Source organism: Achromobacter sp. 1011791174, assembly GCF_059760925.1.
The window spans coordinates 1-16,534 of the sequence record NZ_JCBANH010000078.1 but is presented as its reverse complement, the minus strand read 5'-3'; the positions used below and the strand labels follow the sequence as shown (position 1 = coordinate 16,534).

General features: G+C 61.2%; 9 protein-coding genes. 8 read left to right on the top strand and 1 reads right to left on the bottom strand.

The window, feature by feature from the left end:
• Positions 1 to 194 precede the first annotated feature (194 nt).
• Both AC6LJ5_RS22580 and AC6LJ5_RS22575 read left to right on the top strand, forming a co-directional pair.
• Positions 195 to 11,042, top strand: a complete 10,848-nt coding sequence (locus AC6LJ5_RS22580) for a two-partner secretion domain-containing protein (protein WP_498141678.1) — start codon at positions 195 to 197, stop codon at positions 11,040 to 11,042.
• Positions 11,042 to 11,449 carry a hypothetical protein gene (locus AC6LJ5_RS22575; RefSeq protein WP_498141677.1) on the top strand — a complete coding sequence of 136 codons (408 nt, stop codon included), beginning with the start codon at positions 11,042 to 11,044 and terminating at the stop codon, positions 11,447 to 11,449. Before AC6LJ5_RS22580 ends, AC6LJ5_RS22575 begins: the two co-directional genes overlap by 1 nt.
• Before the next feature lie 122 nt (positions 11,450 to 11,571).
• On the opposite strand, the gene AC6LJ5_RS22570 is transcribed toward AC6LJ5_RS22575, so the two are convergent.
• Positions 11,572 to 11,856, bottom strand: coding sequence for a hypothetical protein (locus AC6LJ5_RS22570; protein ID WP_392413690.1), 285 nt, complete (start codon positions 11,854 to 11,856; stop codon positions 11,572 to 11,574).
• Between the two features lie 818 nt (positions 11,857 to 12,674).
• On the opposite strand from AC6LJ5_RS22570, the gene AC6LJ5_RS22565 reads away from it, so the two are divergent.
• The 6 genes from AC6LJ5_RS22565 to AC6LJ5_RS22540 all read left to right on the top strand — a co-directional run.
• Positions 12,675 to 13,040: a hypothetical protein gene (locus tag AC6LJ5_RS22565; RefSeq protein ID WP_498141676.1), complete on the top strand. Its 366-nt coding sequence runs from the start codon at positions 12,675 to 12,677 to the stop codon at positions 13,038 to 13,040.
• Between the two features lie 173 nt (positions 13,041 to 13,213).
• Complete coding sequence (locus AC6LJ5_RS22560) at positions 13,214 to 13,537, top strand: hypothetical protein (protein WP_498141675.1); 324 nt, start codon at positions 13,214 to 13,216, stop codon at positions 13,535 to 13,537.
• 260 nt (positions 13,538 to 13,797) lie between these two features.
• Positions 13,798 to 14,073, top strand: a complete 276-nt coding sequence (locus AC6LJ5_RS22555; RefSeq protein ID WP_498141674.1) for a YrhB domain-containing protein — start codon at positions 13,798 to 13,800, stop codon at positions 14,071 to 14,073.
• 317 nt (positions 14,074 to 14,390) lie between these two features.
• Positions 14,391 to 14,783, top strand: a complete 393-nt coding sequence (locus AC6LJ5_RS22550; protein ID WP_498141673.1) for a MafI family immunity protein — start codon at positions 14,391 to 14,393, stop codon at positions 14,781 to 14,783.
• 65 nt (positions 14,784 to 14,848) lie between these two features.
• Entirely contained in the window at positions 14,849 to 15,148 is a 300-nt protein-coding gene (locus AC6LJ5_RS22545; protein ID WP_498141672.1) for a hypothetical protein, read from the top strand.
• A 1,190-nt stretch (positions 15,149 to 16,338) separates the two neighbouring features.
• Positions 16,339 to 16,534: transposase (locus AC6LJ5_RS22540; protein ID WP_498141671.1), on the top strand; the 196-nt coding region annotated here is incomplete at its 3' end.

Below are 16,534 nucleotides of genomic sequence, written 5' to 3'. Positions count from 1 at the left end.
CCTGCCCGCGCCGCGTCCAGTGTCAGCGGTATCAGCTGTATCAGTTGCGTTGTTATTGCTCGCCGCCGGCCATGCCGGCGCGGACCGCTAGCCCGCGGCCGCGTCGAGGGCCTGGCGCGGCGGGGCCGTCGCTCGCGGGCCGCATGCCTCGCGAGTGGCGGCTTGCCATCCAAACGATTACCGAGAGTCGCCTCATGTCCAAGTTCCGTTCCGCCATTGTCTGGCTCGTGCTCTACACCCAGATCTGGACGCCCGTGCTGGCGCAGACGCTGCCGATCAGCGTGGACAAGAACGTTTCTGGCCAGCGGCCGATCGTCGGCACGAGCAATGGCGTGCCGGTGGTCAACATCGCGCCGCCCTCGGCGGGCGGAGTCTCGAACAACAAGTTCACGCAGTTCAACGTCGGTCCGTCCGGCGTGGTGCTGAACAACAGCGGCGGCGCCAGCCAGACGCAGCTGGCCGGGCAGGTCGCGGGCAACCCGATGCTGGGCAACCAGCGCGCCACCACCATCCTGAACCAGGTCACCGCGCCCAACCCCTCGCAGCTGATGGGCACGATGGAAGTGGCCGGCAACCGCGCCAACATCATCGTCGCCAACCCGGCGGGCATCACCTGCAACGGCTGCGGCTTTTTGAACGCGGACCGCGCCACGCTTACGACCGGCAAGCCCATGGTGGGGCCGGACGGCGGCATCGGCTTTGATGTGGCGGGCGGCAAGCTGCGCGTGGAGGGCGCGGGCCTGAACGGCGCGAACCTGAGCCGCGTGGATTTGATGGCGCGCACGCTGGAGATCAACGCGGGCATCTGGGCTGATCAGCTGCACGTGACGGCCGGCGCGGCCAAGGTCGACTACGCGACGGGCGCGGTATCCGCGGGCCAGGGCGAAGGCCCGGCGCCGACGGTGGCGCTGGACACGGCGGCGCTGGGCGGCATGTATGCCAATAGCATTCGCTTGGTCGGCACCGAGGCTGGCGTGGGCGTGAACGTGGGCGGCAACCTGGTCGCCTTGACTGGCAATCTGGAAGTGAGCGCGGCGGGCGACGTCAGGATCACGCCCAGCGGCACGATGCAGGCGGCGCGCGATGTGCGCGTGGCCGCCGGTCGCGATGTGGCGGTCGAAGGCCGAGCGCAGGGCGCCGGCGCGGTGGCCTTGACGGCGGGCCGCGACGCGGCGGTCACGGGCGCGGTGAGCGCGGGTCAGGCGCTGACGGTGGATGCGGCCGGTGATGTGTCGGTGAGTGCGCGCGGCAGCCTGCAGACGCAGGACGCATTGCGTGTGGCGGCGGGGCGCGATCTGGCGCTGGGCGGTTCGCTGGTGATGGGCGACCAGGATGTGCGCGTGCAGGCCGGGCGCAATCTGCGCGCGGGTACGGTGGCGGATAGCGGTTCGGGCAATGGCAACGGTGCTGGCAACGGCAATACGGGCGGCACCGGCAACAACAATGGCGGCACCGGCGGCAATACCGGAAGTAACGGCAGCGGCAATAACGGCGGCAACACCGGAAGCACCGGCGGCACTGCCGGCAACGGCGCAGGCACGAGCAACGGCTCGGGCGCAGGCGCAAGCACAGAGACCGCCGCCAGCACGCAATCGGTCGGCCTGGTATCCGCCAAGGGCGCGCTGACGCTGCAAGCCGGCCGCGATGTCCAGCTGCCCGGCCAGATCTCGGCCGCGCGCACCTTGCAAGCCGAGGCCGGCGGCGAGCTGTCCACGACCGCCAGCGCGCGCCTGCAATCAGGCCAGGCCATGGGGATACGCGCGGGCGAGGGCGTGACGCTGGCCGGCTCGGCCCTGAGCGACACCAGCCTGTCCATCGACGCGGCGCGCGAGCTGCGTCTGGACGGCAGCGCGCTGGCCTATGGCGGCACGCTGCGATTGGCGGGCAATGACGTGCTGCTGGGCGCGGCCAGCAAGACGCAGGGACGCGGCATTGACATCACCGCCACGCGCGACCTGCGCGCGAGCGGATCCACGGTTTCGGCGGGCGCGGCGCAACTGAAGGCCGGCCGCGATGCGGCCCTGTCCGGCACGCTTGCCGCCGATGGCGACCTCAAGCTGCAAGCCGGCGGCACGGCGAGCAGCGACGGCCAGCTGTCCAGCACCGGCAAGCTGCAACTGCAAGCCGGCAGCGATGCCACTCTCAAGGGCAGCCTGCGCAGCAACGGCGACCTGACGGCGGACGCGGGCGGCAAGCTGGCGCTGCTGGGCAGCGCCAGCGCAACGACGGGCGCGTTGAATCTGACCTCGGTGGGCGACCTGTCCATCGGCAAGGACGCCACGGCCCAAGCGGGCGGTGCCATCGGCCTGCGCACGCGAGGCAACTTCACCACCGCCGGCGCGATGGCGTCGCTGCAAGCGCTGACCATCAGCGCGGCGGGCGATGCGGCCATCGACGGCAAGCTGCTGGCGGGCGGTCCGCTGTCCGTCGATGCGATCGGCAAGATCGCGGCCGGCGCGGACGCGAAGCTGCAAGCCAAGGGCGCGCTGCGCCTGGACGCCGGCAAGGCGCTGACGCTGGCCGGTCTGGCCGAGACCAACGCCGGCATGACGCTGGCCTCGGGCACGGACCTGCGCGTGGACGGCAGCGCCATGGCCTATGGCGGCGCGCTGTCGCTGACGGCGGGTCAGGGGCTGACGCTGGGCGCGAATAGCACCTTGCAGGCCAGCGGCCTGCTGCAAGCCCAGGCCGGCGGCAAGCTGCAGGCGGACGGCACGATCTCGGGCGAGCAGGACATCCGTCTGTCGTCCAATGCCGACACCGTGGTGAACGGCAAGACGGTCGCCAATGGCCTCTTGAACATCAAGGCCGGCACAGACCTCGTCGTGGGCAAGAACGGCCTGGCGCAAGGCAGCGGCAACCTGTTCCTCTTCGCCGGCCAGGACCTGCGCATCGCCGGCACGGCCGGCACCGCCGAGACGGCGGCCACGGGCGGCGGCACGCTGCGCGCCGAGGCCGGTCGCGACATCCTCGTGACGGGCACGGTCACGGCCAGCTCGCCGGCCAGCCTGTCGGCGCAGCGGCACATGAGCGTGGACGGCACTGTCACCGCGCTGAGCGGCGATCTGACCACGCAAGCCGGCGGCGACCTGAAGGTGGCCGCGAGCGGGCGCTTGCAGTCCTCGGGCAAGCTGGACGCCAAGGCGGGCGGCGATATCGACTCGGACGGCACGCTGGCGGCCGGCGGCGCATTGGCGCTGGCGGCCACGGGCGACGCGCGGCTGGGCGGCACCATTGCCGCGCTGGGCACGAGCGCCCAGGGCACGCCGCCCGCGCCCGGCGGACGCAGCCTGTCCGTGCCGGCCAGCGGCGACCTGTCCGTGTCGGGAGGGCGTGACCTGATCATCAAGCAAGGCGCCCAGGTGCAGGCGGCCGGCGCCTTGAACGCCAGCGCCGGCCGCGACCTGAGCGTCTCCGGCGCGCTGGCCTCGGTGCGCGACCTGACCCTGGCCGCCGCGCGCGACGCGCGCGTGGACGGCTCGGCCGCCAGCGACGCCAGGCTGACGCTGAATGGTCGGAACATCACCGTCGCGCACCAGGGCCTGGTGCAGGCCGCCGACACCTTGGCCGCCACCGCCGCCGGTTCAATGCAGATCGCCGGCCGCGCGCTGGCCGGCCGCGACCAGACGCTGAGCGCGGGCGATAGCCTGTCGATCGACGGCACCGCCGCCGCCTTGAAGGGCGACCTGACCTTGACGGCCACGCGCGGCGACCTGATCCTGGGCGCGGCCTCGCGCCAACAGGCGGACGGCACGCTCACCGCCACCGCCGGCGGCGCGTTGCAGGCGCTGGGCTCGACCTCGGCCGGCAAGGATTTGAGCCTGCGCGCCGGCACCGATGCCCGGTTGGGCGGCGTGATCGCCACGCAGACCGGCAAGCTCTCGGCCAGCGCCGCGCGCGACCTCTTCATCACCACCGATGGCCGGCTGCAATCCGGCGCGGCGCTGGCCCTGGACGCGGGCGGCGCGCTGAGCAACGCGGGCGTCGCCTTCGCCAGCGGACGGGCCGACCTCTACGCAGGAACAACGCTGGCCAACACCGGCTCGGTGCTGGCGGGCGGCGACCTGAACGCGCGCACGCCCGGCCTGCTGAACAACACCGGCCGCTTCGTGGCGGGCGTGGACGCCGACGGCAAGCTGAGCCAGCCGGGCAGCCTGACGCTGACGGCCGGCACGCTGCAACACGCCGGCACCAGTCTGGCCGGCAAGAACATGACGCTGTCCGCGACGGGCATGAACCTGGTGGGCGGCACGCTGTCCTCCGTGGGCCTGATGACCGTGGCCGCCACCCAGGACATCGACGCGTCCCGCGCCACGCTGCATGGCGGCGGCCTGGACCTGTCCGCCGCCAACCTGCGCAACCCGGGCGGCAAGATCACGTCCTCGGGCGACGCGATCATCAAGCTCGGCGGCGAGCTGGACAACACCGGCGGCACCATCGCCGCGGCCGGCAAGGCCCGCATCGATGCCGCCAGCCTGGTCAACCGCGACGGCACCGTGGCCGGCGGCAACCTGACCGTCACCACCAGCGGCGCCATCGACAACCAGCGCGGCCTGCTGCAGGCCGACGACACGCTGACGCTGACGGCTTCGAGCCTGGACAACAGCAACACGCTGACCGCCAGCAACGCGCCCGCCAAGGGCGTGCTGGGCAAGGTGGTCAGCATCGTGGCCGGGCGCGTGAACAACCAGGGCGGCGCGATCAGCGCCGGCCAGGACCTCGGCATCAAGACCGGCGAGCTGGACAACACCGCCGGCGAAGCCGCCTCGCAAGGCGTCGCGCGCATCGAGGCCGACACGCTCAAGAACACGCAGGGCAAGCTGCTGGCGGGCAAGAACCTGACCGTCATCGTCAAGGCGCTGCAGGGCCTGGGCGCGCTGCGCTCGGGCGAGGACCTGTCCTTTGAGTACGCGGGTTCCCTGAACCAGGAAGGCGAAATCACCGCCGGCCGCGACCTGAACCTGAGCGTGGGCGGCACGCTGGACAACCGCGCGCGCATCACCGCGGGCCGCGACCTGGGCGTCAAGGCCGGCACGTTGAACAACCAGGCCACGGGCGAGCTGGTGGCCGGTCGCAACAACACGATCAACGTCACCGGCACGCTCACCAACGCGGGCCTGATCGACGGCGTCAACACGCGCATCACGGCGGGCGCCGTGACGAACCTGGGTCGGATCTATGGCGATAACTTGGCCATTGGGACGGGGTCCTTGGTCAATGACGTAGGCGCGGGCGGAGCGGCGGTGATCGCCGCGCGCAGCGCCATGGACCTGGGCGCGACCTATCTGGTCAACCGCGAACACGCGTTGATCTACTCGGCCGGCGACCTGCGTATCGGCGGCGCGCTGGACGCCGCCGGCCGTGCCGTGGGCCAGGCCGTCTCTTTGCAGAACGCCTCGGCCACGATCGAAGCGGCTGGCAACGCCGCCATCTCGGCCGCCACGCTGCTGAACCAGAACAATCGCTACGCCAGCGAGACCGTGGTCGTGTCGTCCAAGCCCAAGGTGTACTTCACGCCCGAAGGCACCACGGACATGTACGACGCCGAGACCAACTGGCTCTGCGACGAAGTCACGCCCATGTGCAGCAAGGATCCCGCCTGGCTGGACGACGATCCCGAGCGCAAGCTGCTGCTGCCCTCGACCAAATACCCGGCTGATCGCTACGGGCCGCCGTTCAACTACGCGCCCGGCTTCCGTGACAAGTCCGGCAAGAACGTGCCGATTCCGTTGACGTACCTTCCGCCGCAGTACATCTGCTACGGTGAAGGCGGCGACGCCGGCAACGCGTCGTGCGGCTACACAGACGAAGGGTTCCGATATGCTGGCGACGCGCGCGTTTGGGCTGTATTCGGCGTCACGCCGCCGTCCGGACCGATGCCTGTATGGGTCGAGCCAGAGCGTCCTTGTGACCGCGACAGGCAATGCCAGGCCAGCGAAACCGCGCGCCGCCAGGCCTATGAAGACGCCTATGCCGCGTACAAGGCCCGGCACATGGAACTGGACGCGCGCATCCGCGAATTCAATGCCGACTACGGCAGCCGCCTGAGAGGCACGTTCACCTACTACCAGGTCAACGAAACCGTCACCGAAACGCGCACGCTGTCGACTGACCCCGGCAAGATCCTGTCGGGCGGCTCGATGACGCTGACCGGCACCGTCACCAACGACAAGAGCCAGATCGCCGCCGGCGGCGCGCTGTCGGTCGTCGGACCGAACATCAACAACATCGGCGCCGGCGGTGAGCGCATCATCACGCGCGTCGGCACCGCGACCGTCACGCAAGAGCGGTCCAAGGGTCGCAAGGAATACTCCAGCGACTACAACGTCACCCTGGCCGGCCAACCGATAGAACTGCCCGTGGGCACGTCCGGCGGCAACGTCCAGGTCAGCCTGAGCGGTCAGAAGCCCGGCGCCACCGGCACCACCGCGCCCGGCCCCGTGCTGGTGGCCAGCGTGGGCCTGCCCGGCGGCACCGTGGTCCGCACCGTCTCCAACCCGGCCAGCATTCCCGACAGCCAGCTCTTCGCCGTCAACAACCGGCCGGACGCGCCCTATATCGTCGCCACCGACCCGCGCTTCACGGGCCAGCGGCCCTATGTGTCCAGCGACTACCTGTTCGACCTGCTGCACCCGTCCGGCGGCATGCCGGGAGCTCCGACGGGCAACTCGGTCGGCGCCGGTGGCACGCTGGCCGGCTCGCGCCTGGGCAGCTGGGATGCGCTGATCCCGCCGGGCGCGAAGTTCCTCACGCCCTCGGGCCAGCCCAAGCGCCTGGGCGACGGCTTCTATGAACAGAAGGCCGTGTCCGACCAGATCCTGGCCACCACCGGCCAGCGCTTCCTGGAGAAGTACAGCGACAACGACACGCAGTACAAGGCCCTGCTCGCCGCTGGCGCCAAGTTCGCGCAGGACAAGGGCATCAAGCTCGGCGTCGCGCTGACCGAAGCGCAGCAGCGCCAGCTGACCACCGACCTGGTCTGGCTGGTCGAACAGACCGTGACCCTGCCCGACGGCACCACCGAAACCGTGCTGGTTCCGCAGGTCTATCTGCTGGTACGCGCGGGCGACCTGAAGGGCGACGGCACGCTGCTGGCGGGCCGCAGCGTCAACATCGCCGTGGATGGCAATGCGACCAACAGTGGCACCATCGGCGCGCGCGAGGCCACGGTCATCACCGCCGGCAACATCGTCAACCAGGCCGGCGGCACCATCCAGGGCGGCAGCGTCAACCTGGCCGCGCGCGAGGACCTGACCAATCTGGTATCGCTGATCAAGGGCGACAAGGTGGCGCTGAGCGCCGGGCGAGACATCGCGCTGACCTCGACCTCGGCGTCTGAGAACAACGGCAACACCTGGGGTTCGCACCTGACCGGCGTGGCGCGCGTGGATGCGGGCAGCCTCTCCATGCAGGCCGGCCGCGACCTGACGCTGACCGCTGCGCAAGTGACGGTCAAGGACGACGCGCGTCTGCAGGCTGGGCGCGACATCAACTTCGGCACCCTGACCGAAAGCCATGGCGAAAGCTTCGCGCTGGACTCGCGCAACCGCCACGCCCTGAGCACCAGCAAGGAAATCGGCGCCGCCGTCGCGGCGGGCGGCAACCTGACGCTGGTCGCCGGCCAGGACGTCAACGCGCGCGCGGCGGACGTCACCGCCGGCAAGCAGCTGGCCGTGGGCGCGGGGCGCGACATCAACCTGATCGCCGGCGTGGAGTCCGGTTCGGCCCGCGACGAGATGTACTACAAGACGCGCGGCTTCCTGTCGAGCAAGACCACGCACACCATCAAGTCCGGCGACTGGGAACAGGCCCAGGGGTCAACCTTCACCGGCGACACCGCCGTGCTGATGGCTGGTCGCGACCTGAACGTGGCCGGCTCCAACGTCGGCGCGCAAAAGGACCTGGTCCTGTCCGGCGGACGCGACGTGAACATCGTGGCCGGCGAGAACGCCTCGGACAGCTATGACTACAAGATGGTCAAGAAGTCCGGCTTCGGCGCGCTGGGCGGCTTCAGCTTCGGCACGCGCCAGCAGACGGACTGGGTCGATGGCAAGAAGGTCTTCCATACTGCCAGCACCGTGGGCAGCGTCGAAGGCAACGTGCTGATCAACGCCGGCAACGGGTTGAACGTCGTGGGCAGCAACGTGATCGCGCGCCAGGGCGACGTGACGCTGATCGGCCAGCAGGTCAACGTCGTGGCCGCGCTCGACACCGCGCGCAGCAAGGAATTCCACGAGATCAAGCAAAGCGGCCTGTCCGTCACGGCCAGCAACCCCGTGGTCAGCGCGGTCCAGACCGGCGAGCGCATGGCCAGCGCGGCGAGCAAGGTCGATAACCCGGTGATGCAGGGCCTGGCGGCCGGCACGGCTGGTTTGGCGGCTTACAACGCCTACGACGCCGTGCAGAAGATGGGCAGCATGAAGGATGCCACGTCCCTCGACAAGGTCGGCGGGGTCAGCGTCCAGATCAGCCTGGGCAGCAGCAAGAGCACCAGCACCACCGAGCGCAACGCATCCAGCGCGGCGGGCTCCACCGTCGCGGCGGGCAAGGACCTGACCATCATCGCCCAGGGCGCGGGCCGGAACTCGGACATTACCGTCACGGGTTCGAACCTGTCCGCCGGCGGCAACGCCGTGCTCAAGGCCGAAGGCGACGTCCTGCTGCAGGCGGCGCGCAACGCCTTCGAACAGAAGACCGACAGCAAGAGCAGCAGCGCCAGCATCGGCGTGGGCTTCAACGTGGGTAGCGCGAACACGGGCGTCACGCTGGAGCTGGGCGTCTCGGCCAGCCGGGGCAAGGCCGACGGCAAGGACGAAAGCTGGACCAACAGCCACGTCACCGCCGGCAACGTGCTGGCGATCCAGTCGGGCGGCGACACCACCTTCAAGGGCGCCTCGGGCAAGGCCGAGCAGATCATCGCGTCGGTGGGCGGCAACCTGCTGCTGGAGAGCTTGCAGGACACCAGCAAGTACGACGCCAAGAACCAGAGCGCGGGTTTTGGCGCATCGATCTGCCTGACTGGCACGTGCACGAGCAACATAAGCGCCAACGCGGGCCAAGGCCAGATGAAGAGCGACTTCAAGTCGGTGACCGAGCAGACCGGCCTGTGGGCAGGCAATGGCGGTTTCCTGATCGACGTGAAGAACAACACCACGCTGATCGGCAGCGTCATCGCCAGCAGCGACAAGGCGGTGGCCGACGGGCTGAACAAGCTGAGCACCGGCACCTTGGTGACGGAGGACGTCAAGAACAAGGCCAGCTACAGCGCCTATCAGGTCTCGGTGGGCGGCGGCATCGGCCTGGGCGGCGGCGACAAGAGCGGCGGCACGGGTTTGGGCACGACCAAGGACAACCAGGTCGCGGGCGGCGCGAGCAAAGAGGCGAGCACCTCGCTGCCGTCGTCGGGCAACCTGTCGTTCAAACCGCCCACGGTCGCGGCCGCCAGCGGCAGCGGCAGCTCGACCACGAGCAGCGCCATCAGCGGCGGCACGATCGTGATCCGCGACGAGGCGGGCCAGCAGGCGCTGACCGGCAAGACGGCGGCGGAGACGATTGCGTCGTTGAACCGGGATACGTCGGATACGTTGAACGCGCTTAAGCCGATCTTTGATAAGGAGAAGATCGAGGCGGGGTTTGAGATTGTTTCGGAGGCTAGCCGGCAGACGGGGCAGTTCTTGGCGAATCGGGCAGAGGAAAAGAAGGTCGCCGAAAGAGCGCTGGCGGATGCTATCAAGACGGGCAATACCGGCGATGCTTCCAATATGAAAGCACTTATGGACCGAGTGCAAAGTGCGCAAGATTGGAGTGCGGAAGGTAAGTACGGTTTGGTGCTATTGGCCGTTACAGGCGCTGCGAGTGCGAATGTGACGGGTTCGACCAGTGCATTTGTACAGTCGGCTGCAGTGAACTATCTCCAAGGTTTGGGAGCGGCGCAGGTAAAGAAGATTTCCGACTCTCTGGGTACGGGCTCCCAAGCCGAGGTGGCACGCGCGGCACTGCATGGCATCGTGGGATGTGCAGGTGCGGCGGGTCAAGGTGCTGCATGCGCCTCGGGAGCGCTGGGCGCGAGCGCGGGCAGTATCTTGAACAGCTTAATGGGTACGCCGGAAGGGCTAGATCCTGAGCAAATCGAAGCACGGCGGAACCTGGTTACCAGTTTGGTCGCTGGCATCGCGACCGCAGCAGGGGCAGAGGCGGCAACGGCGAGCAACGCTGCCGCGTTGGAAACGTCTCGGAATTGGGGATATGTCGTAGCTCCTGTCGTGGCAGCTGTAGCGTCGAGGTGCGCGACCAATGCCACTTGCCAGCGCGTTACCACTCAGATTGTGGACAAGACGGTCTACGTTGCTGTGCAGATGAAGGACGGCGCAGTTTATGTGGGGAGCGCTGCGCTGGTAGGAATCTCGGCGGCTTCCGATACGGTAGGAACCTGGGCGTCCGAGTTCGTGGACTATGTGACGGGCAGAGATAAAGCGTTGCCAGGCAAACCGGGTGACGTGGTGCATGTCGTCACGCCTCCGCCGCTACCTGCTGAAAAACAGGTATTCGGATCGGAAATTCCGGTGTGGCCGAGTGAGCCGATTCAGACTGGAGGTACGCCGGGGTATGAGGCGGATCCGGGGAAGCATGGCGGAGGTAGTGTTACGCCTTTGCCTGACGTAAAAGGGCCAGATCTCATTTTGAACGAGGCTTCAGGTGATTCAACCGGAGAGGCGGGAAGAAAAATCGGACTGGAGCGGGAGTTGCGTGTTGCCCAATTGGTGCAAGGTTCACGATCGGGGGAAAAAGTAGTTGTTGCTGGCATGGGGTCGACAGATATCGACGTAGTTGCCAATAATGGAGACTTGGTAGCGGTCGGCGGGGCTGCCAAGGCAAGCAATCTAGGTAAATTGGGACAAGAATTGCGCATCTATAAGGAAGTTGCTCAACAGAGAGGCGTCGCGGCGAAAGCTTATTTCTTTGAGGGGACTCCAGATTCGGTTATTAAACTTGCCTCAAAAATACTTGGTTCTGAAAATGTTAAGTCATTTACAAAGGAATGATGATGGGGAGTGCAAGTTGCAGGGTTTTTATTCCAGAGTTGTTTCGAGATTCTTTCTCTGTTGTGAAAAATTCCCTTTCTAGCTTAGGGGTTGTTTTAGAGAATCCTCTCACCAAAAAGATAACTAGTTGGACAGATGAGGGTAATCAAATAGAACTGCATCCAAATGAAAAGGGTGGCGTTGATTTTGTGGAGGGGGTGGATAATGTTCAGTTTTGGATAAACGCAGGAGAAGACGTCTTTGTTAAATGGGTGAGGTTTGAGGAGGGGGTGGAGTTTTGTTTTTTCTTAAATGGCGTTGATAGGAAGTTTGCAAGGCAAATTATCTCCATGCTTGTTGATATTGTTTTCGATATATACCAATCCTCTTATGAGGAAAAAACGGCTTTTGCTATAGATTTTGATTGAAAATTTGGCTGGCTTTGAGATGAGTATTCGGGGTGAATTCTTGCTTGAATTGCTTGAATGCGCCGCTGTCAGCGGGGGCTTACTGTTTTCTACCGCGAGAAGACGTGATTGGTCATAGCACTCTAGGACAGTTTGAAGATTGGTCTTGCCTTCACACTAGAGCTTGTCGGCGAAGCCAGATCGCCGTTGATGGCGTGCGTGCCGCTCGCCAGGGTGTTTCCAAGAAGTGCAAGGAATATGCCATCGGCTATAGCTTTATCCAAGCCGACTAGAACCTGAACTGCCTGCGGCGGTACCGTGCGAGAAGTTTGGTTCCAATTAATCGGGGTGCTGTTGGCTTGTGGAGAAACGAGCTTGCCTTGGAGCAGCGAAGTAGGAAAATAATTGTGAGGTGGTTTCTTGGGCATGTACGTTGCTATTGCGAGAGGTGTTGGCGTATTTTTTTCTGAGGGAATTTTTGATTGCATCGTTGAGTCAACAAGGGTTGGATTTGAAAATAGGGAGGAAGGCTGTCGAAAAGAAATATATGCATCTTTTGATGAGCAAGGTCAGAATTTTATTACTCTGGATTGTGTGGGGATTAGCTGTTTTAATTTGTTTTATGGACACTGCAGGAGGGCGATGGAGTGTTTTCCTACGTCGGAAAGGGCGAAAGATCTATCAGAGCATAGGATCCCGATTATTTTGTCTCACTGGTCGGAAATGTTGCGAGTTATGAGAGAGGATCCGAGATACAGGGATTGATTCGCAGGGAAATAGTAGGGGCAAGGATCGATTTTGTAATTTGAGAACTCTATAAAGAAATAAAGAGGTGCTTGGTTTTTATGGGGTGATCGGACACCGAAAGATTTGGATAATTCTGTGAAACCTATCGATTGTCGGATAGAACGCTTTAAGCAATGATTTGAATTGTGCGGTATGCAATTGGGCTATCCTCTTGTACAAAAATAAGACCAAACGCCATATACAGCGCCTACGTCGCCACCCTAAGCTCACTCTGCTCATGAATCCTCATGAGTCTGGTTTGGCGACCGGAATAGCACAAATTGGATTCTGCCCTTAAGGCAGTCCGCATCTACGAGCCCGTACGATGTTTATGGGCAGGCGATTGCGGGAAGGGGTACGCCCCTGCCGGTTCCCTGTGCGCCGGTTCGCCAATCCTGCTTTCTGCCTGCCCGCCTCATTTGGCGATGAGTGGTAGGCCATCCAGCACAAGGAGGCCGCAATGGCTGATCACTTGAACGAGCACCCCCTTTCCGAACGCCGCTGGCGCGTTCCGGGCATGGAAGAGTTCGGCACAGTCGCAATGGCGCGTGTTCATGATGTGGAACGTACCCGACACGCGATAGAAACCATCGTGCGAGTTGTAGGCAACGACGCAAGTGAGCCAGCTGCAGGTGGCTCGCGGTCGTTGGACCGATGGACGGTCATCAGCCTACTCGGCGGCGTTGAAAGTCTGTGCGACTACTTGGGCTATGTGACCGAGGCAATGCTCGAACAGGCAGATCACGCGTCGGTTTTGGAGCGAAAACGCGTTTGGCGGCGCCGGCTGCTAGCGAATGGCTTTGTCGACGGGCTGCGAACCACCTAGACGTCATTAGTGTTGGAAGGGCAAGGGCAGCGACTGGAGGGTCGCTACCTCCTGACTGCAATTCCCTCCGACGTACGAGCTTTTCCAGCCCATCTCAATAGTGGCGAACGCATTAAACAGCGGAAGAAGATGAAGAAATCTCGAGTATTGGCGAATGATGGAAGTGATCAACTGTGCCTGTGTTGTCGGAGTGGTTGTTTTCATCTGGATTCTGGCCAGACTTTAATGCCAGAGATGGCACTATTTTTGATCAATATGAGGAAGACGACGTAGACGGGTCAACTGCTAGGGCTGTTGTTGATGCGATCGAGAAGAGGATACTCCTCTTGGAAATGCTGAAGGACGATGAGATTGAGTTTATATATAGATGGACAGCTGAGAAAAAGCCTATAACGGCGCATGCAAAAAGAGAGCTGCTGATATCGGAATTGACGGGACTCCGTGATTTTCTTGCTCATGCGATAGAGGGTGAATCGCAGGTTACTTTCTCGTTATAGAAATTTGTTGGTGTGGTAGGTGCAAGCTTGAAGTTACCATTTGGACAGAATCTAGGACTTGCTTAAACGAATAACGCGCTCTGCGGTTTTGAAGGAGTTGCCTGCCGATGAGGCTGTGGAATTGGTGGCAGAATCTAGAGTGCTAGGGGGCTATTAAAATTGCTGACAGCAATCTAGTTAGCCCTAGCAACGTTGCCGATGTTGAGTGAGTCCTGGGCAAATCATATGGGTCAAGTACTGATGTTTTATGGGAAGAATCGATGATTGAGTATGCCCAAGCACTGTTGCTGGTAGAGGGATTCTTGAACGATTCAGAAATTCCCCTGCAAGTTTGTTGGCAAGGGGAGTTTTCGGAAGGATGGTATTTCTGCTTTCAATCGAAGGAATATTTGGAAACTGGTGTGTTCTCAGCCCGATTGGTTGGCAATGGTCCCATTGTCGTAGATAGGAATTCTGGGGATATGTATTTCTTCGGATCAGATAAACCGCTGCATCAGCATCTGGAAGAATATAAGAAGACGCGTAAATCTGATTAATTTGCTGAAGCATGGAGAAAACGATTCTTTGGGGTGGCGCTAATATTCAGGGTTTTGTCGAAGAGATTTAGAAATCAAATAGAATTCAAGTTAGGCCGGTTCTTGTTGTTTTTTTTTGGATAATATCTATGCGCAAGAATGACAGGCATTGTCGCGTTTGTAGCTACCAGTTATGCGAGCGCCCATGGGGAGCAGATGGGCTTTCACCAACATGGGAACCTGTCCCTGCTGTGGTGTCGAATGAGACTACGAGGACTGCACGCCAACGAGTGTGAGAAAAGAGTGGAAGGCTTGGGTCGACAAAGGAATGAGTTGGGTTGATCCCAGAAAAAAGCCGGATGGATGGAAATTTGGGGATCAGGAAAAGCAAATTCCAAACGAATTTCTATAAGAAGAACATGTTGCGGGAGGTGCCGTTGGATGATTGGTCTGTAAATATGTGGATTGATATTTCCGTGTGTGAAAAAGAAATTTTGAAGCTTGGCCGGAAATTTGTGAATCGTATGGATTCAGGGTTGCTGGAGGCGGCACTGCAATATGTAGACTTTGGAGAAAATGCCCTGGCATTTGAGACACTCTGCGATCATATTTTGGAATATGACATTCCCATTTCTGATGAAGAGTATCGGACAGTGCTGAAGCTGGCCGCAGTCATGAGGCTAGACATCAACAGCCTTAGGTACGTTTGTCTCAACGAGCTTGTGAAATAGCCATCGGATTGTCATCGGCCGCACGAACTAGGTTGAGTTCAACAGAGACTAAAGAAGGGAATTTGATGTCTCGTCCAGTTTTTCATGTTGATTTTAACGAGATGATTGCCGAGGATGTCGTGCTTTTATCCGCAGAGGACTATAAGAAGGATACAGCTGGGGAAGCTGTGCAACTTCATGAGGGGTTGTTGGTAAGTGTTTATATGCCGGATCTGGACCAATATGGCAAGAGGGACGATCTGCTCGCTGATGGTGTAGTAATTAGAAATTCCAGTTCCGGTTGGGCCGCTCATGTACAGTGGTGCTGTCAGATTGACGAAAATGGTATTCAGGCACGATCAATAAAATGGCCTCGAACGCAGTGATGAGATTTTGAATTTCCATCTCATCGACTAATGAAGATGGTGGTTTTGAAAATTTGAAAAGAAGCCACTCATGATATCGGGTGCGTGGCATTTTGGATTTTGTGCCAAAATTCTCTATGGGATGCCAATAGTTTTAATAATTATGGGAATTCTTCAAGAGCGAATTTTTTGGGGTTTCACAACGTGGGTGTGAAAGAAATTTTTATTAAGAATGGAAACTTTCGGCTTATTTTCATGCTTCTCTTCGTGATGGCGGGAGGTTTCTTGATTTTTGTCGCTGGACGGATATCTTCCTATTGGCTGGGAATTTTCGGTATGGTGTTATGTAGTGTCGGTGGCTATGCCGGCAGGGCTCGGTCGCTAGGAATCAAGCCATTCTCCGATGAGACGAAATGATTGTCCAAACGAGATGGCGGAAGTTCTGAGTAATAACGAAAATCGGCACGGTGGTGGCATGTTTTCGAGAATCATCGAGAATGGAAATTTCAAGCACTGGGTGCGAATCAGCTTGGCTATTCTCCGGATGATGTTGATCTTGCTGGCCAGCGATGGGGGGCTTATGGGATCTCTGTGCCCGGGATAGCTGTCGGCGGGGTGGGTATGTTCTCGTCCAAGGCGTTCATGGAAAATATAAAATCACTCGGCGATCGGGATTTGAGAATTAAGAAATGATGCGGATGAGAATAGTGGCGAGGAGCGAGCAGCCGTTGACGTGTGTCTGTGCCAATGCCGCAGCTCTAGTATCGTGATGAGCGATGAAGGGTTCTTAAGGAAAATGAAAAAACAAGTTTGGCGGGGCGGCTGTGTTAAGTGTTCGGCGCTAAATGGTGTTATGCCATGAGAGTGGTAGAAGATGGCTATTTCTCAAGGTGGTTTATTTGGGTGATGATCCTGGCGGGAGTTGGAGTGTGCGGTTTGGCATCCTGGATTTCCTCGTATTGGATTGCGCTGATTGGATTGATAATAGGTTCTATTGGTGGCGGTGCCGCCCAAGCGCGCGCCTTGGGGATCAGATCATTCAAAGTAAATACCAATTAAATTGATGGTCTTGAGTGAACTGCACTGAGATGGCATTGCTCTGGAGCCGATTCCGTAAGTACCCCTTTCATCTGCTCAATCGATTCTTATTGTGACCTGCTCCCTGTGGTTAGTACGAAATCGATGTAGAGTCCGTTCACAAAGGAACGGCAATGAAGAAACGATTTACGGAAGAACAGATCATCGGGGTGCTGAAGGAGGCCGAGGCAGGGGCCAAGGTTGCCGAACTGTGCCGCAAGCACGGGATCTCGGAGGCCACTTATTACAACTGGAAGGCGAAGTTCGGCGGTATGACCGTCTCGGACGCCCAGCGACTGAAGGAGCTGGAGCAAGAGAACAACAAGCTCA